The sequence below is a fragment of the Polymorphobacter sp. genome, from assembly GCF_051860865.1.
Lineage (GTDB): Bacteria > Pseudomonadota > Alphaproteobacteria > Sphingomonadales > Sphingomonadaceae > Sandarakinorhabdus.
The window spans coordinates 13,724-33,424 of sequence record NZ_JBIMKZ010000016.1 but is presented as its reverse complement, the minus strand read 5'-3'; the positions used below and the strand labels follow the sequence as shown (position 1 = coordinate 33,424).

Genomic DNA, 19,701 nt, shown 5'->3' with positions numbered 1-19,701 from the left:
ATGGCGGTGATCCTGTCCCAGATCCTGGCGCCCGAAGTGCTGGCCCAGCTCCAGGCCGATCTGGCCGGCGCGGCCTGGCAGGATGGCAGCGCCACCGCCGGACCGCAGGCGCGCGGCGTCAAGGCCAATCAGCAGCTCGATCTCGCCGACACGGTGGCCAAATCGGCCGCCGCCACCATCGGCGCGGCGCTGGCCCGGCACAGCGGCTTCATGGCCGCCGCCCTGCCCCGCCGCCACACGGTGCCGATGTTCAGCCGCTACGGCCCCGGCGATTCCTATGGCCTGCACATCGATAACGCGCTGCGGCTCAACGGCCAGGAGCGGCTGCGGACCGATCTAGCCGCCACGCTGTTCCTCGGCGATCCGCAAAGCTACAGCGGCGGCGAACTGATCATCGAGACCGGGCTCGGCACCCCGGCGATCAAGCTGCCGGCCGGGCAGATGGTGCTTTATCCGGCCACCACCCGCCACCGCGTCGCGCCCGTCACCCGCGGCCACCGGCTGGCGGCGGTGTTCTGGGTCCAGTCCATGGTCCGGGACGACGGCCAACGCGCGCTGCTGCTCGATCTCGACCGCGCCACCCAGGCGCTGGGCCACACCGTCGGCGCCAACGATCCGAACATCGTCAGCCTGACCGGCACCTATCACAATCTGCTGCGCCGCTGGCTGGACACCTAGAGCGGGTTCGGGTCTGGGGGATCGACATTCAGCCGTGGGCACGCGGCGGCAATAAAAGTGCCTCCGGCGGCTGGGGCCGCAGGCCCCAGACCCCAAATCATTTTGGTTGGTCCTGCAGGACTTTCTGCCGTCGCCTAGCGAAGACTGAATTATTCGGGGTCTGGGGCCTGCGGCCCCAGCCGCCGGAGGCACCTTCACTTCCCGCCGGAGGCCCGTGATTATGAATGCCGATCCCGCCTAGCGCGTCACCCGCCCGAGCGGATGAACGCCGCGCCCGTTCGGCACCCAGCCGCGCACTTGCGGCGAGACCAGCGCCCAGCGTACCGGCGTAAACAGCCCGATCATCGGCGGGCCGGTCAGCATCGCCAGTTCGGCGCTGGCGAGCAGCCGCCCGCGTGCCGCTGGCGGTGCGAGCGCTGCGGCGTCGAGCAGGCTGTCGGCGGTGGCATTGCAGTGCGGCCCGGCGCCGCAGCGGAAGCGATCGAGCAGCGCGGCCGGGTCCTGGACGCGCAAATTGGTCTCGTCGACGGCAAGGTCGAAATCCCCGGCGGCGATGAGCTTGGCGCGCTGCGCCCGGTCTGCCACCCGCACCACCACTTCGACGCCGAGCGGGCTCCAGTCCGCCGCCACCCGTTCGGCGATGATCCGATGCTCGCGCCCTGGCGGCATCAGCAGCACGAGCCGCAGCAGCGGCAGCGCCTCGCCCTCGCGGGCCTGGACGGCGTCGCCGCCGGCCTCCGCCGTGCGCCCGGCCAGGGACAGGCGTGTCACCAGCACCAGCGCCTGCGCCTCCGCCCGCCGCGCCGCCAATGCGTCCGCATCCATCGAGCCGCCGCCGGTCAGCACATTCGCCGCCGAGCCGACGACATTGCCGACGACATCGACGGCGCCGCCGACCACGCCGACCGCGCCGCCCACCGCGCCGCCGACGACGCCGCTCACCGCGCCGGCCGCACGCCCCAGTGCCGCCGCCACCCCGGCTCGACGAACCGCCTCGTCTTCGGCAAGGTCAGGCTCCACCGGACCGGCCCCGAGCGCTGGCCGTAGCCGCTCGGGGAGCAGCCCGGCCTCGGGCTGGATCGCGGTCAGGCCGAAGCGCCTGGTCAGCGCCTGGCGGTCCACCACATCGGCCAGCGCCCGGCGCAGCCCCGGATCAGCCAGCGGCCCGCGCAGGCTGTTGGTGCGCCAGCCATAGACGGCTGCCAGCGGATCCAGCCGCAGCACCTCGCGCCGGCGTGAGAGCCGCGCCTCGCCGAGCCCGGCCATGCCTTCGCCGATGACAATATCGACGGTCCCGCGCTGGAACGCCGCAACCGCCTGCTCGGCCGAGGTCATCGCCTCGATCCGCACTTCGGCCGGTAGTGCCTCCGGGCTCGCTTCCATCGACCGGCGGCGCAGCACGCGGGCAATGGAAGCCCCTTTTGTATTGCCTTTGGTGGCAGTGCTGTCGTCGGCCTGCGGCGCCTCGACATAGCGCGCCAGCGTCGCCGCGTTGCGCCCGGTCCGCATCACGGCAGCCTCGGGCTCGGCCAGCCAGTCGAGCAGCAGCGGCGACGGCGACTCCAGCTTGATCTCGACGACCCGCGCCGTCGGCGCCCCCACGCCGAGCCGGGTCGCCGGCCGCCCACCGGCCACCGCCGCCGCCCCGGCGATTCCCGCCAGCCGGAAGCTCTCCGCCGGCGCCGGCGGCCGCGCCGCGCGTCGGAACGCCGCCACCACATCGGCGGCAACCAGCGGTGCGCCATCGCTCCATCGCATCGGCTGCAAACGCAGGATCAGCGCACCGCCGTCATCGAGGAAGCGCCAGCTCGACGCCAGCGACCCGACCAGCAGGCCCGCGGAATCGCGCTCGATCAGCGTCGGCCGGGTCATCTCGTCGGCCATGGCGCTAGCCAGCGATCCGGCGCCGGCATCCTCGCCGACGACCGCCACCCGCAGCACCTCGCCTTCCGGCCGGTCCTCGCCGCAGCCGGCCAGAAGCAGCAACGACCAAAGCATCGGCGCCAGCCCCGGCCGTCGCCCCGTCTTGATCCTGCAGTTCACTGGCACGCTATCCTTTCGCAAACTATAGCTTGCTTGTGTCCAGCCATAGCGCCGGTCTAAGCCAGATGCCATGACTCCCATTTCGCCAACTGCGCCTGCCAGCGTCGCGCCCGACATTCTTGCGCTGATCGGCAACACGCCGCTGATCCAGCTGCGCGGACCCAGCGCCGACACCGGCTGCACCATCCTCGCCAAGGCCGAATTTCTCAATCCCGGCGGCAGCGTCAAGGACCGGGCGGCGCTCGGCATCATCCTCGATGCCGAGGCCCAGGGCCTGCTCCAGCCCGGCGGCATCATCGTCGAGGGCACCGCGGGCAACACCGGCATCGGCCTCACCGTGGTGGCGGCGGCGCGCGGCTACAAGACGATCATCGTCATGCCCGAGACCCAGTCGCGCGAGAAGCAGGACACCCTGCGGGCGCTCGGCGCCGAGCTGGTCCTGGTGGCGGCCGCGCCCTATGCCAACCCCGGCCATTATGTCCACACTTCGCGCCGGATCGCCGAGGAAACGCCGGGCGCCATCTGGGCCAACCAGTTCGACAATGTCGCCAACCGCCGCGCCCATGTCCAGACCACAGCGCCTGAGATCTGGGCGCAGACCGGCGGCCGAATCGATGGCTTTACCTGCGCGGTCGGCACCGGCGGCACGCTCGCCGGCGTCGCCATGGGGCTCCGCGAGATGAACCCCGCCATTCACATCGCCCTGACCGACCCCGAGGGCGCGGCGCTCTACAATCATTTCGCGCATGGCGAGTTGCGCGCCGAAGGCTCCAGCGTCTCGGAGGGCATCGGCCAGAGCCGGATCACCGCCAATCTCGAAGGCCTGACCGTCGACAGCCAGTTCCGCGTGCCCGATGCCGAAGGCATGGTCTGGGTGCGCCGGCTCAACGCCGAAGAGGGGATGTGCCTGGGCCTGTCCTCGGGGATCAATGTCGCCGGCGCCGTCCGGCTGGCGCGCGCGCTCGGCCCCGGTCATACCATCGTAACCATTTTGTGCGACTCAGGGCTGCGCTACCTGTCCACCATCTGGAATTCGGGGTGGCTCGCCGCCCGCGGATTGGGCTGAAAACCGGGCAGAATACCGCCAGATATTCCAAGCCTCGACAATAGCACTGTCTGCTACTATAAAGTTGACAGTCGCATTTGTGCCACAGGCTTCGTCAAGGCACCGGGCGCGGAACAGAAACGAGGGTCCATGGCCAAGTCAGGCAATCGACCATTGCAGCGTGCGCGGCTCGGCGTCACCGGGTTGGCTGCAGTGTTCCTGCTGGTACTCGCGGCGGCCGTTTTGGTCCGCCCGGAAGCCGGTCGCAGCGCTGTCGGCCATCAGGCACAGGCCGCCAATGCCGAACCGCTGGCCGTCCTCGGCCTCGCGCCGACGTCACACCGGGACAATACCGTATCCTCGTCGGACACAAGTTCTTCCGGACGCTGAGGCAGGACGTCAGTCCCCAGATTTGCGGCTTTTATCCACCGCCAATTCCCCTGCAAGCATTTAAACCACAGACTTATCCACAACCCTTAGGTTGTTGGGAACACTATGCCAAATTCGATCGTTTTCCTCCATTTCAGCTGCTGTTTCCCATGATTATCCATTGAGGCCCACGAATTCCCATGGTAAACCCTATCCACACTGTGCTGCGGCCCAGTGCAAGCGGGGTCGGGTCACGTGTCGGACGAGTTTTTCCACGGCTATGCATTGAATGCCGTCGACGCCAAGAACCGGCTGTCGATCCCCGCCGACTATCGTGACGCCATCGCTGCCCGTTCCGGCGACAAGGCGCTGTACATCGGCCCCGGCCATGGCGGCGCCGATTGCCTGATGGCTTATGACAAGAGCTATGACGCCCAGCTGATCGCCGACTACCGCGCCCGCCATGGCAGCAGCACCGAGCGCAGCCGCTATGACGAGGCCAGCTTCCTGTTCGGCGCCGCCGCCCCGGTGAAGATCGACGATGCCGGCCGCATCGTGCTGTCGAACACGCTGAAGGACCTCGGCGACATCAATAGCCACGTCTGGTTCGTCGCCGGCGGCGACTGGTTCGAGATGTGGAACCCCTGGCGCTATCTGGAGCGGCCCGGCCTTGACCCCCGGCTGATCCGTATTCTTCGGCGCGAACTCGAATCGCGCGGCCTCGATCCCGCCAGCGAGCCGGCACGATGAGCGCGCACATTCCCGTGCTCCTCGACGAGACGATGGCGGCGCTCGGCCTCGTGCCGGGCGACCTTTACGTCGACGCGACGCTCGGCGCCGGCGGCTATCTGCGCGCCGCGCTCGGCTTCGGCATCGCCCATGCCTATGGCTTCGACCGCGATCCCGAGGCGATCGCCCGCAACGCCGACCTCGCCGATCGCGAGGACGTGACCCTGGTCCACCGGCCCTTTTCCGAGCTGGAGCAGGGGCTGGCGGCGCATGGCGTCACCCAGGTCGATGCCATCGCCTTCGATATTGGCGTGTCGTCGATGCAGATCGACACGCCCGAGCGCGGTTTCTCTTTCCAGTCCGATGGCCCGCTGGACATGCGGATGAGCCAGTCAGGCCCGCATGCCGGCGCCAGCGCCGCCGATGTGGTCAACACCGCGACGGAGGCCGAGCTGGCCGACATATTGTTCCACCTCGGTGACGAGCCCGGCGCGCGGCGCATCGCGCGTGCCCTGGTCGCCGACCGGCCGTTCACCCGCACCTCGGAGCTGGCCCGCGTCATCCGCTCGGTGCTCGGCCACAAGCCCGGCGCGCCGCGCGATCCCGCCACTCGCAGCTTCCAGGCACTGCGCATCCACGTCAATGACGAGCTCGGCCAGCTCGACGCTGGTCTGGACGCCGCCGAGCGGCTGCTGCGTCCCGGCGGCCGGCTGGCGGTGGTCAGCTTCCATTCGGCGGAGGATCGCCGGGTCAAGAATTTCCTGCGTGAGCGCTCCGGCAACCAGCCGGCCGGCTCGCGTCACCAGCCCGAAACGCTGCGCCCGCGCGCCGCCAGCTTTGCCCGGCCGGCCCGCGCCGTGCGCCCCGGCGCCCGCGAACTGGCCACCAATCCACGCGCCCGCTCCGCCACGCTGCGGTCGGCGGTGCGTACCAATGCCGCTGCCTGGGCCGCTGCTGCAGGGAGTGTCGCATGAGAGACTATGCCGGTTCGGCGCTGCTGATGGCGATCACCACCTTGGTAGGCATCGGCTGCTATGCCACCACCGCCCACGGCGCCGCCGAGCGCGACGCCATCCAGAAGATGCGCCGCCAGCTGGTGTCGGACGGCCGCGCCATCCGCGACCTCGAGGCCGAGCTGCGGACCCGTGCCCGGCTGCCCCAGCTCGAGCGCTGGAACCAGGACGTGCTGAAGATGTCGGCCCCGTCCGCCACCCAGTTCATGCGGTCACCGGTTCAACTGGCCAGCCTGGTCAACCCGGCTCCCGTCCCGGCGGCCGAGCCCGGGCCGACGATCCAATATGCCATTGCCCCGGCCGCGGCGCCGGCGGCGCCGGCCGGCGTCGTCCAGGCCCGGTTCCGGGCCGATGTCGCCGCCAACGGCCCGCAGCGGCCGGCCAATCCCGCGCGCGGCGATGCCGCGCCGGCCCGGCTGGTACTGACCGGCTTCGGCGGCGCGCCAGCGAACGCCACGCCTGCCGGCGAGCCCTGAGCCGCCGGCACGATGGCCAGTCGCGCCTTTCCCAGCTTCGCCGCTCCCGGCCCCATCGCATCGCCGGTCGCTGCCGGGCTGCCGCTGCCCGGCCAGCGCCAGAAGGCGCAGGCCCAGGCACGCCAGCGGCTGATGGTGATCATGGTGATGTTCGTCGCCGTGCCCTTCGTCATGGCCGGCCGGCTGTTCGATCTCGGCGTGCTGGAGGCCCAGCCGCGCAGCGTCCGCGCAGCGATCAGCACCGCCCCGCCGCGTGCCGACATCGTCGACCGCAACGGTGTCGAGCTGGCCAGGACCTTCGAGGCCTACAGCCTGTCGGTGGAGCCGCGCAAGCTGGCCTCCGACCCGCGCCAGCTGGCCCGCAGCATCGCCGGCATCCTCACCGACAAGACCGAGGCCGAGATTTACGCCGACCTCACCCACCGCGCCACTTTCCGCTACATCGCCCGGCGCGTGCTGCCGAGCGAGGCCAAGCGCATCAACGATCTCGGCGAGCCGGCGATCAACCTCGGCCGCGAGGCCGAGCGGCTTTACCCCAACTTCAACCTTGCCGCCCATGTCATCGGCTATACCGACGATGCCGGCCGCGGCATGACCGGGCTCGAACGCGCCTTCGACGAGCGGCTGTCCTCCGAACAGGGCCGCGACCAGCCGCTGGCGCTGGCCATCGATGTCCGCGTCCAGCAGGCGCTCGAGCATGAGCTGCGCCAGGTCTATATCGATCAGCGCGCCCAGGGCGCCGTCGGCATCGTCATGGATGTCGACAGCGGCGAGATCGTCGCGCTGACCTCGCTGCCCGATTTCAACCCCAATGCCCCGGGCCAGGCCGGAGACGACGGCCGCTACAACAAGGCCAGCTTCGCCACCTATGAGTTGGGCAGCACCTTCAAGGCGCTGACCATTGCCAACGGCCTCGAGGCCGGCGTCGTCTCCAGCATGCAGAAAACCTGGGACGCGACACGGCCGATCCAGATGGGCCGCTTCCGCATCCGCGACGACCATGCCAAGAACCGCTGGCTGACCGCGCCCGAGATCTTCATTCACAGCTCGAACATCGGCACGGCGCGCATCGCCGTCGAGACCGGCCGCGACCGCCAGCGCGCCATGCTCGACGCGCTGGGCTTCCTCAAGCCGGTCGAGATCGAGCTGCCCGAGCGCGCCCGCCCGCAATTCCCGGCGCTGGCCAATTGGGGCGAACTCTCCACCATGACCATCGCCTATGGCCACGGCATCTCGGTCACCCCGCTGCACCTCGCCTCGTCCTATGCCACCGTCGTCAATGGCGGCATCTACCGGCCGCCGACGCTGCTCAAGCGCGATCGGGCGCCCGAGGGCCGGCGCGTGTTCAGCGAGCATACGTCCGCGCAGATGCGCGCCCTGCTGCGCCTGGTCGTCACCAACGGCACCGGGCGGCGCGCCAATGCGCCCGGCTACCGCGTCGGCGGCAAGACCGGCACCGCCGAGAAGATCGAGAGCGGCCGCTATGTGCGCGGCGCCAATGTCAGCACCTTCGCCGCCGCCTTCCCCATGGACGCGCCGCGCTATGTCGTCATTGCCATGATCGACGATCCGCGCGGCAGCAAGGAAAGCGCCGGCTTCCGCACCGCCGGAATGGTGGTGGCGCCGATCATCAGCCGGCTGGTCCAGCGGATCGGCCCGCTGCTCGGCGTCCAGCCCGATCCGGCGCGCGACCTCGATGTCAGCCCCTTGCTGGCCCCGCAAGCGGTCAGCGAGGACTGAGGCAGTGCGGCTGGACCAGCTCGATCCCGCCGGCGCCCCCCGCACGGTCTCGGGCTTCGCCATCGATCACCGCAAGGTCGCCCCCGGCACTGTATTCGGCGCCTTCGTGGGCGCGCGCGTCAACGGCGAGCAGTTCATCCCTGCCGCCGTTGAGGCCGGCGCCATCGCCATCGTCGCCCGCCCCCAGGCGGTCGTTTCCGGGGCGCTGCACATCGCCGACGCCAACCCCCGCGCCCGCTTCGCCGCGCTCGCCGGGCGCTTTTTCGGCCCCTATCCGGCCCATGTTGCCGCCGTCACCGGCACCAACGGCAAGACCTCGACCGTCGAGCTCGCCCGTCAGCTCTGGGCGCTCGCCGGCCACCGCGCCGCCAGCCTCGGCACGCTCGGCCTCAACACCGGGGACGGCCCGGCGCCCACCGGCGGCCTGACCAGCCCGGACATCATCACCTTCCTCCAGTCGGTCCAGCAGGTAGCGGACGCGGGCATCACCCACCTCGCCTATGAAGCCTCCAGCCATGGCCTCGACCAGCATCGCAGCGAAGGGCTGCCGGTAATGGCCGCCGCCTTTAGTAACCTCAGCCGCGACCATCTCGACTATCACGGCACGATGGAGGCCTATTTCACCGCCAAGCTGCGGCTGTTCACCGAGGTGTTGGCGCCCGGCGGCACCGCCGTGGTCTGGGCCGACGATGCCCCCTGGTCGGCGCGCGTCATCGACGCCACCCGGGCGCGCGGGCTGAAGCTGATCACCGTCGGCGCCGCCGGCGAGACGCTCCGGCTGGAGGCGCGCACCCCGACCGCACTCGGCCAGCAGCTCAGAATTGCCGAAAACGGCACGATTCATGACCTCAACCTGCCGCTTATCGGCGCCTATCAGGCCGCAAATGCCCTGTTGGCGGCCGGTCTGGTGATCGCCACCGGCGGCGATCCGGCCGGCACGCTGGCCAATCTCGCCCGCCTCGCCCCGGTTCGCGGCCGGCTGGAGCGCGCCGCTATCACCCGCGCCGGCGCCCCGGTCTATGTCGATTATGCCCATACCCCGGATGCGCTGGCCGCCGCCGCCGCCGCGCTGCGCCCCCACAGCAAAGGCCGGCTGATCCTGGTCTTCGGCGCCGGCGGCGACCGGGACAGGGGCAAGCGCCCGCTGATGGGCGAAGTCGCCATCCAGGTTGCCGACCGGGTCATCGTCACCGACGACAACCCGCGTCATGAAGATCCCGCTGCCATCCGCCACGCCATCCTCGAAGCCGCACCCGGCGCCCAGGACATTGCGGATCGCCGGGCCGCCATCGCCGCTGGCATCGATCGTGCCGGCGGCGATGACGTGGTGCTGATCGCCGGCAAAGGCCATGAGCAGGGCCAACTGGTCGGCGACAAATTGCTGCCCTTCGACGACGCCGAAATCGCCCGCGAGCTGTGCCGATGACCCCGCTCTGGACCGCCGCCGACATCGCCGCCGCCACAGGCGGCACCGCTCACGGCGACTTCATCGCCGACAGCGTCACCTTCGACAGCCGCGAGGTCATCGACGGCGCACTGTTCGTGGCGCTGAAGGGCGAGACTACAGACGGCCACCGCTTCCTCGACAGCGCCCGCAGCCGCGGCGCCGCCGGCCTGCTGGTCAGCGAACCCGTAGACGGCCCGCATGTTCGCGTGGCCGACACCATGGCGGCGCTGACCGCGCTGGCCGAGGCGGCGCGGGACCGTTCGGCCGCCACCCGCATCGGTATCACCGGCTCGGTCGGCAAGACCGGCACCAAGGAGGCGCTGGCCAAGGCGCTGGCCCGCAGCGCCCGGGTCCATGCCTCGGTGAAGAGCTACAACAACCATACCGGCGTCCCGCTCAGCCTCGCCCGCATGCCGGCCGACAGCCGCTACGGCGTCTTCGAGATGGGGATGAACCATGCCGGCGAGCTGACCGCGCTGTCAGCACTGGTCCGGCCCGATATCGCCATGGTCACCTGGGTGACCTCGGCGCACCGCGAATTCTTCAAGGAAGAAGCCGACATCGCCCGCGCCAAGGCCGAGATCTTCTCCGGCCTGCGCCCCGGCGGCACCGCCATCCTGCCCTTCGACAATGAGCACCGGGAAATCCTGCGCGCCGGCGTCGGCGAGGCGCGGATCATCGAGTTCGGCTTCGACCCGGCCGCCGAGGTTCATGCCGAGCAGTTCGTGCTCCACCCCGACTGCTCGTGCGTCACCGCGCGGATCGGCGACGAGCGGCTGACCTACAAGATCGGCATGGCCGGGCGGCACTGGGTGCATAATTCGCTGGCGGTGCTTGCCGCCGTCCATGCCGCCGGCGGCGACCTGGCGCTGGCCGGGCTGGCGCTGGCCGAATTGTCGGACCTGCCCGGGCGCGGCGCCCGGCGGCGGGTGCCAGCCGGCGGCGGCCAGGCGATCGTCATCGACGAAAGCTATAATGCCAACCCCGCCTCGATGGCCGCGTCGCTCGCCGTGCTCGGCGCCACTACGCCCGCGGGCCGGGGCCGGCGGCTGGCGATCCTCGGCGACATGCGCGAACTTGGCACGCATTCGGCGCAATTTCACACCGATCTGGCGCCGATCGTGCAGGATTCCGGCCTTTCGGCGCTCATTCTTGTGGGTAACGAGATGAAAGCACTGGCAAGCGCGCTCGGCCGCAGGCTAGAGGTGCGTCATGTCGCCGATGCCGATGCGGCGCTTCAGGAAATCGACGCCTTGCTTGCTGCCGACGACGTGCTGTTGATCAAGGGTTCGAACAGCCTCAAGCTTGGCGGCATCGTTTCGGCACTCACGGACCGCCAGGAGACAGGCCGGTGATCAACGCGCTGGCCGATTGGGCAGGCTTCGAGGGCATCCTCAACCTGTTCCGCTACATTACCTTTCGCTCGGTGGGGGCGCTGGTGACGGCGCTGGTCATTGCGCTGCTGATCGGGCCGCGTTTCATCGTTTTCCTGCGGTCGAAGCAGGGCAAAGGCCAGCCGATCCGCGAGGACGGCCCGGCCTCCCACCTGCTGACCAAGAAGGGCACGCCGACCATGGGCGGGCTGATGATCCTGATCGCCCTGACCATCTCGACCCTGCTGTGGATGGACACGTCGAACGGCTTCGTCTGGGCCTGCCTGGCGGTGACGCTGGGCTTCGGCGCCATCGGCTTCCTCGACGATTATGACAAGGTGACCAAGCGCAGTCACAACGGCCTGTCCGGCCGCACCCGGCTGCTGCTCGAATTCCTGATCGCCGGCGCGGCCTGCGTGTTCATCGCCAGCCGGACCGGCACGGGCCTTTACGTGCCGTTCCTCAAGGACTTCGCCATCCCGCTCGGCATCTTCTACATCGCCTTCGGCGCCTTCATCATCACCGGCTTCGGCAATGCCGTGAACCTGACCGATGGCCTCGACGGGCTGGCGACGATGCCAATGATCATCGCGGCCGCCGCCTTCGCCATCATCGCCTATCTGATCGGCAATATCCGCTTTTCGGACTATCTCGGCGTCCACCATGTATCGGGTGCGGGCGAACTGGCGGTGTTCTGCACGGCGCTGATCGGCGCCTGCCTGGGCTTTCTCTGGTACAATGCGCCGCCGGCGGCGGTGTTCATGGGCGACACCGGTAGCTTGGCGCTGGGCGGCGCGCTCGGCACGGTGGCGGTCATCACCAACCACGAGATCGTGCTGCTGATCGTCGGCGGGCTGTTCGTGCTGGAGACGGTCAGCGTCATCGTCCAGGTGGCGAGCTTCAAGATGACCGGCAAGCGCGTGTTCCGGATGGCGCCGCTCCACCATCATTTCGAGCAGAAGGGCTGGGCGGAATCGACCGTCGTCATCCGCTTCTGGATCATCGCCATCGTGCTGGCTCTGGCCGGCCTCGCCACGCTGAAGCTGCGGTGATCACCAGCCCCGCCTTCTCCGGCCAGCGCTACGGCGTCTTCGGCCTCGCCCGCTCGGGCCTCGCCACGGTGGCGGCACTGGCCGCCAGCGGCGCCGAGGTGCTGGCCTGGGACGATTCGGAGGCCGCGCGCGCCCGCTTTACCGGGCCGCTGACCGACCTGAACAGCGCCGATCTTGCCGGCCTGGCTGCCATTATCGTGTCGCCGGGCGTGCCGCACAGCGCACCGATCTTCGCCCGCGCCGAGGCGGCCGGGGTGCCGGTCATCGGCGACATCGAGCTGTTCGCCCAAGCTCGCGACGCGCTGCCGCCGCACCGCGTGATCGGCATCACCGGCACCAACGGCAAGTCGACCACCACCGCGCTTATCCATCACATGCTGGCCTCCGCCGGCGCGCCGACGCTGATGGGCGGCAACATCGGCCTGCCGATCCTCGGCCAGGCCCCGCTGCCGGCCGGCGGCCTCTATGTGCTGGAATTGAGCAGCTATCAGCTCGACATCACCATGAGCCTCGATTGCGAGGTGGCGGTGCTGCTCAACATCACGCCCGACCATCTCGAGCGCCATGGCACGATGGAGGCCTATGTCGCCGCCAAGGCGCGGCTGTTCGCCATGCAGTCTCCGCACCGCACCGCCATTATCGGCTGGGATGCCGAGGCCGATCATGATGTGCTCGATGCCGCCGAAGAGCCCGACATTGTCTTCATCGAGGATGTCGATGCCGGCGACCAGTCGAAGTGGCCGGCGCTGCAAGGCCCGCACAATCTCCAGAACGCCCGCGCCGCCGTCGCCGCCTGCACGGCGCTCGGCATGACCAGGGACGAGATCGCGCACGGCCTCGCCACCTATCCCGGCCTGCCGCACCGGATGGAGCGGATTGCCGAAAAGGCCGGCGTGCTCTGGGTCAACGATTCCAAGGCCACCAATCCGGACAGCACCGCGCCGGCCCTCGCCGCCTTTCCCGATACGCACTGGATCGCCGGCGGCAAGGCAAAGGGCGAGGATCTGGACGCCGTGCTGCCCTATATTGCAGGCGTCCGCGCCGCCTATCTGATCGGCGAGGCGGCGCCGCTGTTCGGCCGGCTGCTGGGGCCGCACCTGCCCGTCCACCAGTGCGGCACGCTGGCGGCGGCCGTGGCGGCGGCGGCGGCGGCGGCGCGGCCCGGCGACACGGTGCTGCTGTCCCCGGCCTGCGCCAGCTTCGACCAGTTCAGCGATTTCGAAGCGCGCGGCGATGCCTTCCGTGCCCTTGTGGAGGGGCTCACATGAGCTACGCACCGGCTTTCCTGTCGCGCGCCAGTGCCTTTTCGCGCGGCGACGGCTCGGCATTCGGCCGCTGGTTCTTCACCGTCGACAAGTTCCTGCTGACCTTGGTGTTCGCGCTGGTCGGCTGCGGCGTCATCGCCGTCGCCGCCGCCTCGCCGGCCGCCGCGCACCGGCTGTCCGGCACCAATTTCCGCTATGACGATCTGTATTTTCTGAAGCGTCAGGTGCTGTGGGTGCTGGCCGGGCTGCCGCTGATGCTGGCGGTATCGATGCTGCCGCTGCACTGGGCGCGGCGGCTGTCGGTGATCGGCACCGGGGTGTTCACCCTGGCGCTGGTGCTGGTGCTGTTCGGCGGCTCGGGCACCACCAGCAACGGCGCCATGCGCTGGCTGGCGATCGGCGGCTTCCAGTTCCAGCCGTCGGAATTCCTGAAACCGATGTTCGTCATCAGCACCGCCTGGCTGCTGTCGCTGCGCTTCGAGGACAAGAGCCTGCCGACGATGGAGCTGAGCTTTGCGCTGCTGCTGGGCATTTGCGTGCTGCTGCTGGCCCAGCCCGATCTCGGCCAGACGGTGCTGGTCAGCACCGTCTGGCTGGTGCAGGCGATGCTGGCCGGGATGCCGCTGGCCTTGTTCGGGGTGATTGCGCTGGGCGGGCTGGTGATGGTCGGCGTTGCCTATCTGACGCTGCCGCACGTCGCCGACCGTATCGACAAGTTCATCACCGGCGGCGGTGACACCTACCAGATCGACAAGGCGCTCGATTGCTTCCGCGCCGGCGGGCTGTTCGGCGTCGGGCCGGGCGAGGGCGTCACCAAGTTCCGCCTGCCAGAGCCGCACACCGACTATATCTTCTCGGTGATCGGCGAGGAATTCGGGCTGATCGCCTGCCTGTGCATCGCCTGCCTCTATGTGATCATCGTCGTGCGCGTGTTCATGGCGCTGCTGGACGAGGACAATGCGTTCGTGATGCTCGCCGCCTCGGGCCTCGCCACCCAGTTCGGGTTGCAGGCGACGATCAACATGGCGGTCAACCTCAAGCTGCTGCCGTCCAAGGGCATGACACTGCCGTTCATCAGCCATGGCGGCTCGTCGTTCCTGGCGCTGTGCCTGGGCATGGGACTGTTGCTGGCGCTGACCCGGCGCAACCCCTATCGCAACGCCTCCCCCTATGCCGAACGCTGGAGGACGGCATGATGTCGTTTGCGCCCTCCGGCGCGGGGAGGCCTTATGTTCTCGCTGCCGGCGGCACCGGCGGTCATATGGTGCCGGCGCATGTGCTGGCCGAGGAACTGCGGGCGCGCGGCCACGGTGTCCATCTCGTCACCGACACGCGCGGCCTGCGCTTCCCCGGCCTGTTCGACGGCGTCGAGCGCACGGTGGTGGACAGCGGCTCGGTCGCCCGCAGCGGACTGATGAGCCTGCCGGCGGTGGCACTGTCGGTGCTGCGCGGGCTGTCGGCGGCGCGGTCGCTGTTCCGCCAGCTGCGGCCGCGCGCGGTGATCGGCTTCGGCGGCTATCCGGCGCTGCCCGGCCTGCTGGCGGCGGTATCGATGGGCCTGCCGAGCCTGATCCATGAACAGAATGCCGCGCTGGGCCGGGTCAACCGGCTGTTGGCGCCGCGCGTCCGCGCCATCGCCACCAGCTATCCGCAGGTCCGCCGGATGGAAGCCGCCTGGGCCGGCAAGACCACGCTCACCGGCAACCCGGTGCGCGCCGCCGTCATCGCCACCCGCGACGTGCCGTTCGTTGCCGACAGCCCCCGGCTGCGGCTGCTGGTCACCGGCGGCAGCCAGGGCGCGACCGTGCTGAACAGCATCGTCCCCGCCGCCGTGGCGCAACTGCCGGCGGTCATTCGCGCCCGGCTCGATGTCGTCCACCAGGGCCGCGACGAGGACGCCGCCGCCATGCAGGCCGCCTATGCCGCCGCCGGCGTGTCGGCCAGCATCCGCGCCTATTTCGGGGATTTGCCGGCCGAGATGGCGCGCGCTCATATGGTCGTCGCCCGCGCCGGTGCCTCCACCGTCGCCGAGCTGACCGTCGCCGGCCGCCCGGCCGTGCTGGTGCCGCTGCCGATCGCCGCCGACGACCACCAGACCGACAATGCCCGTGCCATGGCCGGCACCGGCGGCGCCATCCTGATCCCCCAGCCGCAGTTCACCGCCGACCGGCTGGCCTCGGCGCTGACCGCCTGGCTCGGCGACCCACAGGCATTGGCTGCCGCCGCCGCCGCCGCGCGCAGCCTCGGCCGGCCCGATGCCGGCGCCCGCCTCGCCGATCTGGTGCTGGCCACCGGAGACCCCGCATGACCCCCGCTACCACGCCCGCCCCCGTTCGCCCCCACGCCGGCTTCCGCACCGATATCGGCATCATCCATTTCGTCGGCATCGGCGGCATCGGCATGTCCGGCATCGCCGAGGTGATGGCCAATCTCGGCTTCCGGGTGCAGGGCTCGGACGTTGCCGAAGGCTATGTCATCCAGGGGCTTCGCGACAAAGGCATCGAGGTGTTCATCGGCCAGCGCGCCGAGAATGTCGCCGCCGCCTCGGTGGTCGTCACCTCCACCGCCATCAAGCGCGACAATCCCGAGGTGGTCGCCGCCGCCGCCCGCCGGGTGCCGATCGTCCGGCGCGCCGAGATGCTTGCCGAGCTGATGCGGCTGAAAAGCTGCGTCGCGGTCGCCGGCACCCATGGCAAGACGACGACGACCTCGCTGGTCGCCGCGCTCCTCGATGCCGGTGGGCTCGACCCGACGGTGATCAACGGCGGCATCATCAACACCTATGGCTCGAACGCCCGGCTGGGTGCGGGCGAATGGATGGTGGTGGAGGCAGACGAGAGCGACGGCAGCTTCCTCCGGCTCGGCGGCACCTTCGGCATCGTCACCAACATCGATCCCGAACACCTCGACCATTGGGGCGATTTCGATCAGGTCCGCGAGGGCTTCCGCCAGTTCGTCAATCAGGTGCCCTTCTACGGCGCCGGCATCCTCTGCATCGATCACCCCGAGGTGCAGGCGCTGCTGCCCAAGGTCTCGGACCGGCGGATCATCACATATGGCTTCTCCGCCCCTGCCGATGTGCGCGGCGAGAATGTCACGCCCGTGCCGGGCGGCAACCGCTTCGACGTCGTCGTGCGCGGGCGCGATACCGACCGCAGGATCGCCGACCTGATGCTGCCGATGCCGGGCCGCCATAATGTGCTCAACGCGCTGTCGGCGGTCGCCGTCGCCGTCGAGCTGGGCATTGAAGACGATGCCATCCGCGCCGGCTTTGCCCGCTTCGGCGGTGTCAAGCGGCGCTTCACCAATGTCGGCACCGTCGCCACCGACGGCGCGCCGATCACCGTCATCGACGATTATGGCCATCATCCGGTCGAGATCCGTGCCGTGCTGGCCGCCGCGCGTGAAGGCGCCGGTGCCCGCGTCATCGCCGTTGTCCAGCCGCACCGCTTCACCCGGCTGCGGGACCTGATGGGCGAGTTCCAGGCCGCCTTCAACGATGCCGACCGCGTCTATGTCACCCCGGTCTATGCCGCCGGCGAAGCGCCGATCGAGGGCGTCGATGCGGACGCACTGGTCACCGGCCTGCGCGGCGCCGGCCATCGCGGTGCCGAAGCGGTGCTCGATGCCGCCGATCTCGCGCACAAGCTGGCGGCCGAGGCCGCGCCCGGCGACATGATCGTCTGCCTGGGTGCAGGTGACATCACCAAATGGGCCGCCGGGCTGGCAGCAGCCATCTCGGCCGAACGGGCGCGCCCATGATGGCGGCAGCGCTCGACCTTTTGCCTTCGCTGGCCGGCACCCTGGAAGCCGGCGCCAGCCTGGCCGATTTCATCTGGTTCCGCACCGGCGGCGCCGCCGAGTGGCTGGCGCGCCCGCGCGACGAGGCCGACCTCGCCGATTTCCTCGCCGCCCTTCCCGCCGGCATGCCGGTGCTGCCGATCGGCGTCGGCTCGAACCTGATCGTCCGCGATGGCGGCGTGTCTGGCGTCACCATCCGCCTGCCCAAGGCGATGGCGGCAATCGAGATCGAGGGCGACACCATCCGTGCCGGCGCGGCGGCGCTGGGCATCACCGTCGCCAACGCGGCGCGCGATGCGGGCCTCGCCGGCCTCGAATTCCTGCGCGGCATCCCCGGCACCATCGGCGGCGCGGTGCGGATGAACGCCGGCGCCTATGGCCGCGACATGGCCGACCTGCTGGTCGAGGCCCGCGTCGTTCGCCGCTCCGGCGCGGTCGAGACGCTGCCGGCGGCGGCGCTCGGCTTTTCCTACCGGCACAGCGCGCTGCCGGCCGGCGATGTCGTCGTCTCGGCCGTGCTGCGCGGCACGCCCGGCGACCGGGCGACGATCAGCACCGAGATGGAGCGCATCGCCGCCGAGCGCGAGGCCAGCCAGCCCCTGCGCTCGCGCACCGGCGGCTCCACCTTCAAGAACCCGCCGGGCCACAAGGCCTGGGAACTCGTCGACCGCGCCGGCTGCCGGGGGCTGCATCTCGGCGGCGCCCAGGTCAGCGAGAAGCACACCAATTTCCTGATCAACACCGGCAGCGCCACCGCCGCCGACATCGAGGCGCTGGGCGAAGAGGTCCGCGCCCGCGTCCTGGCCCAGTCCGGCGTGCTGCTCGAATGGGAGATCGAGCGCGTGGGGGTGCCGGCATGAAGGTTGCAGTCCTCATGGGCGGCTGGTCGGCCGAACGCCAGGTCTCGCTGACCTCGGGCGCCGGCGTCGCCGCCGCCTGCCGCAGCCTCGGCCATGAGGCGGTCGAGATCGACATGGACCGCGACGTCGCCCGCAAGCTGGCCGACGCGGTGCCGGACGTAGTGTTCAACGCGCTGCACGGCACGCCCGGCGAAGACGGCTCGGTGCAAGGGCTGCTCGACCTGATGGGGCTGCGCTACACCCATAGCGGCGTCACCACCTCGGCCATCGCCATCGACAAGGAACTGACCAAGCGCATCCTGGTGCCGCACGGCATCCGCATGCCGGAGGGGCGGATGGTGATGTCCGAGAGCCTTTACGCCGAAGATCCGCTGCCCCGCCCTTATGTGCTGAAGCCGGTCAACGAGGGCTCGTCGGTCGGCGTTGCCATCGTCACCGATGCCTCCAACTATGGCCAGCCGATCGCCCGCGAGGCCGCCGGCCCCTGGCAGGAATTCGCGGCGCTGCTCGCCGAGCCGTTCATCCCCGGCAAGGAACTGACGGTGGCGGTGCTGGGCGAAAAGGCGCTGGCCGTCACCGAGCTGAAGCCGACCAAGGGCTTCTACGATTATGACGCCAAATACACCGACGGCCTGACCGTCCATGTCTGCCCGGCGGAACTGCCGCCCGAGATCGAAGCCGCCTGCCTCGACATGGCGCTGAAGGCGCACCAGCTGCTTGGCTGCCGCGGCACCTCGCGCGCCGATTTCCGCTGGGACGACACCCAGGGGCTGGACGGGCTCTACCTGCTCGAGGTCAACACCCAGCCCGGCATGACGCCGCTCAGCCTTGTGCCCGAGCAAGCCCGCCACTGCGGCATCAGCTATGAAGCGCTGGTGCAGACGCTGCTCGACGCGGCGATGGCCACGCCATGAGCCGGACCAGCCAGAAGCGCGGGGCCAAGCCCCCCGCCCGCGGCAAGGCCGCGCCGCCGCCGCCGCCGCGGATCACCCTGCCGGTGCCGGTGCCGGCGTTGCGGCGCGGGCTGCTGCTCGGCCTCGGCGGGCTGCTGCTGGTGGCGTCTCTGATCGGCGCCGGGCTGGCGCGGCTGCCGCAGCGCGGGCTGGAGGCGGCGCGGCTGGCCAGTGCCGAGGCCGGATTCCAGATCCGCCATGTCGAGATCAACGGCACCAGGGAGATGGCGCGGCTGCCGATCTACGAGGCCGTGCTCTCGGGTCCCGAAAATGCCCTGCTGACCACCGACCTGCCGGCGATGCGCAGCCGGCTGATGGCGCTGCCCTGGGTGGCGGATGCCAGCATCAGCCGCCGCCTGCCCGATACGCTGGTGGTGCGGATCGACGAGCGCAAGCCGGTGGCGCTGTGGCAGAGCCAGGGCCGCTTCCACCTGATCGACATCACCGGCCGGGTGCTCGCCACCCAGGATCTCGCCCGCTTCGCCGGCCTGCCGCTGGTCGTCGGCGACGGCGCCAACCGCCGCGTCCGCGAGATGCTGCACCTGACTGCCGCCGCCAACGGTCTCGCTGGGCAAATCGAGGCCGGCGTGCTGATCGGCGGCCGGCGCTGGAACATCCGCTTCAAGTCCGGCGAGACGCTGGCCCTGCCCGATACTCCGGCGCGCGCCCGCGCCGCGATCCTGCGCTTCGCCAAGCTCGAAACCGGGCTGGCGGAGGACCAGAAGCTGCTCGGCGGCCGCTATGAGCGTTTCGACATGCGGCTGCCGGGCCAGATGACCATCGGCGGCCCGGCCGTGAAGGACGCCATCGACGCCGCTGCCAAGGCCGAGCGCGAAGCCAAGCGGGCCAGCATATGA

General features: G+C 70.1%; 18 protein-coding genes. 17 read left to right on the top strand and 1 reads right to left on the bottom strand.

Going from position 1 to position 19,701, the window contains the following annotated elements; all coding sequences use genetic code 11:
* Complete coding sequence (locus ACTIFJ_RS04805) at positions 1-678, top strand: Fe2+-dependent dioxygenase (protein ID WP_439532954.1); 678 nt, start codon at positions 1-3, stop codon at positions 676-678.
* A gap of 237 nt (positions 679-915) precedes the next feature.
* Here the strand turns inward: ACTIFJ_RS04805 and ACTIFJ_RS04800 are convergent, their stop codons facing one another.
* Positions 916-2,550 (bottom strand): ABC transporter substrate-binding protein, encoded by a 1,635-nt coding sequence (locus tag ACTIFJ_RS04800; RefSeq protein WP_439532968.1) that lies wholly within the window; start codon positions 2,548-2,550, stop codon positions 916-918.
* 241 nt (positions 2,551-2,791) lie between these two features.
* Between ACTIFJ_RS04800 and ACTIFJ_RS04795 the strand changes: the two genes are divergently transcribed.
* The 16 genes from ACTIFJ_RS04795 to ACTIFJ_RS04720 all read left to right on the top strand — a co-directional run bounded on the left by ACTIFJ_RS04795 (position 2,792) and on the right by ACTIFJ_RS04720 (position 19,701).
* Entirely contained in the window at positions 2,792-3,787 is a 996-nt protein-coding gene (locus ACTIFJ_RS04795; RefSeq protein ID WP_439532953.1) for a cysteine synthase A, read from the top strand.
* A 129-nt stretch (positions 3,788-3,916) separates the two neighbouring features.
* A complete protein-coding gene (locus ACTIFJ_RS04790) occupies positions 3,917-4,156 on the top strand; it encodes a hypothetical protein (RefSeq protein WP_439532952.1) in 240 nt (79 codons plus the stop codon).
* A 234-nt stretch (positions 4,157-4,390) separates the two neighbouring features.
* Positions 4,391-4,885: a division/cell wall cluster transcriptional repressor MraZ gene (locus ACTIFJ_RS04785; RefSeq protein WP_439532951.1), complete on the top strand. Its 495-nt coding sequence runs from the start codon at positions 4,391-4,393 to the stop codon at positions 4,883-4,885.
* Positions 4,882-5,838 carry a 16S rRNA (cytosine(1402)-N(4))-methyltransferase RsmH gene (gene rsmH / locus ACTIFJ_RS04780; RefSeq protein ID WP_439532950.1) on the top strand — a complete coding sequence of 319 codons (957 nt, stop codon included), beginning with the start codon at positions 4,882-4,884 and terminating at the stop codon, positions 5,836-5,838. Before ACTIFJ_RS04785 ends, rsmH begins: the two co-directional genes overlap by 4 nt.
* Complete coding sequence (locus tag ACTIFJ_RS04775) at positions 5,835-6,353, top strand: hypothetical protein (RefSeq protein WP_439532949.1); 519 nt, start codon at positions 5,835-5,837, stop codon at positions 6,351-6,353. The genes rsmH and ACTIFJ_RS04775 overlap by 4 nt, the downstream gene beginning before the upstream one ends.
* Positions 6,354-6,365: 12 nt before the next feature.
* Positions 6,366-8,093, top strand: coding sequence for a peptidoglycan D,D-transpeptidase FtsI family protein (locus ACTIFJ_RS04770; RefSeq protein ID WP_439532948.1), 1,728 nt, complete (start codon positions 6,366-6,368; stop codon positions 8,091-8,093).
* Positions 8,094-8,097: 4 nt separating this feature from the next.
* A complete protein-coding gene (locus ACTIFJ_RS04765) occupies positions 8,098-9,519 on the top strand; it encodes a UDP-N-acetylmuramoyl-L-alanyl-D-glutamate--2,6-diaminopimelate ligase (protein ID WP_439532947.1) in 1,422 nt (473 codons plus the stop codon).
* Positions 9,516-10,895: a UDP-N-acetylmuramoyl-tripeptide--D-alanyl-D-alanine ligase gene (locus ACTIFJ_RS04760; RefSeq protein WP_439532946.1), complete on the top strand. Its 1,380-nt coding sequence runs from the start codon at positions 9,516-9,518 to the stop codon at positions 10,893-10,895. The genes ACTIFJ_RS04765 and ACTIFJ_RS04760 overlap by 4 nt, the downstream gene beginning before the upstream one ends.
* Positions 10,892-11,965, top strand: coding sequence for a phospho-N-acetylmuramoyl-pentapeptide-transferase (gene mraY, locus ACTIFJ_RS04755; protein ID WP_439532945.1), 1,074 nt, complete (start codon positions 10,892-10,894; stop codon positions 11,963-11,965). The genes ACTIFJ_RS04760 and mraY overlap by 4 nt, the downstream gene beginning before the upstream one ends.
* Positions 11,962-13,233, top strand: a complete 1,272-nt coding sequence (murD, locus tag ACTIFJ_RS04750) for a UDP-N-acetylmuramoyl-L-alanine--D-glutamate ligase (RefSeq protein WP_439532944.1) — start codon at positions 11,962-11,964, stop codon at positions 13,231-13,233. The genes mraY and murD overlap by 4 nt, the downstream gene beginning before the upstream one ends.
* Complete coding sequence (locus ACTIFJ_RS04745) at positions 13,230-14,426, top strand: peptidoglycan glycosyltransferase FtsW (protein ID WP_439532943.1); 1,197 nt, start codon at positions 13,230-13,232, stop codon at positions 14,424-14,426. The genes murD and ACTIFJ_RS04745 overlap by 4 nt, the downstream gene beginning before the upstream one ends.
* Positions 14,426-15,538 carry an undecaprenyldiphospho-muramoylpentapeptide beta-N-acetylglucosaminyltransferase gene (gene murG / locus ACTIFJ_RS04740; RefSeq protein ID WP_439532942.1) on the top strand — a complete coding sequence of 371 codons (1,113 nt, stop codon included), beginning with the start codon at positions 14,426-14,428 and terminating at the stop codon, positions 15,536-15,538. Before ACTIFJ_RS04745 ends, murG begins: the two co-directional genes overlap by 1 nt.
* Positions 15,535-16,992: a UDP-N-acetylmuramate--L-alanine ligase gene (murC, locus tag ACTIFJ_RS04735; protein WP_439532941.1), complete on the top strand. Its 1,458-nt coding sequence runs from the start codon at positions 15,535-15,537 to the stop codon at positions 16,990-16,992. The genes murG and murC overlap by 4 nt, the downstream gene beginning before the upstream one ends.
* Positions 16,992-17,891: a UDP-N-acetylmuramate dehydrogenase gene (gene murB / locus ACTIFJ_RS04730; RefSeq protein WP_439532967.1), complete on the top strand. Its 900-nt coding sequence runs from the start codon at positions 16,992-16,994 to the stop codon at positions 17,889-17,891. The genes murC and murB overlap by 1 nt, the downstream gene beginning before the upstream one ends.
* Complete coding sequence (locus ACTIFJ_RS04725; protein ID WP_439532940.1) at positions 17,888-18,805, top strand: D-alanine--D-alanine ligase; 918 nt, start codon at positions 17,888-17,890, stop codon at positions 18,803-18,805. The genes murB and ACTIFJ_RS04725 overlap by 4 nt, the downstream gene beginning before the upstream one ends.
* A complete protein-coding gene (locus ACTIFJ_RS04720) occupies positions 18,802-19,701 on the top strand; it encodes a cell division protein FtsQ/DivIB (protein WP_439532939.1) in 900 nt (299 codons plus the stop codon). Before ACTIFJ_RS04725 ends, ACTIFJ_RS04720 begins: the two co-directional genes overlap by 4 nt.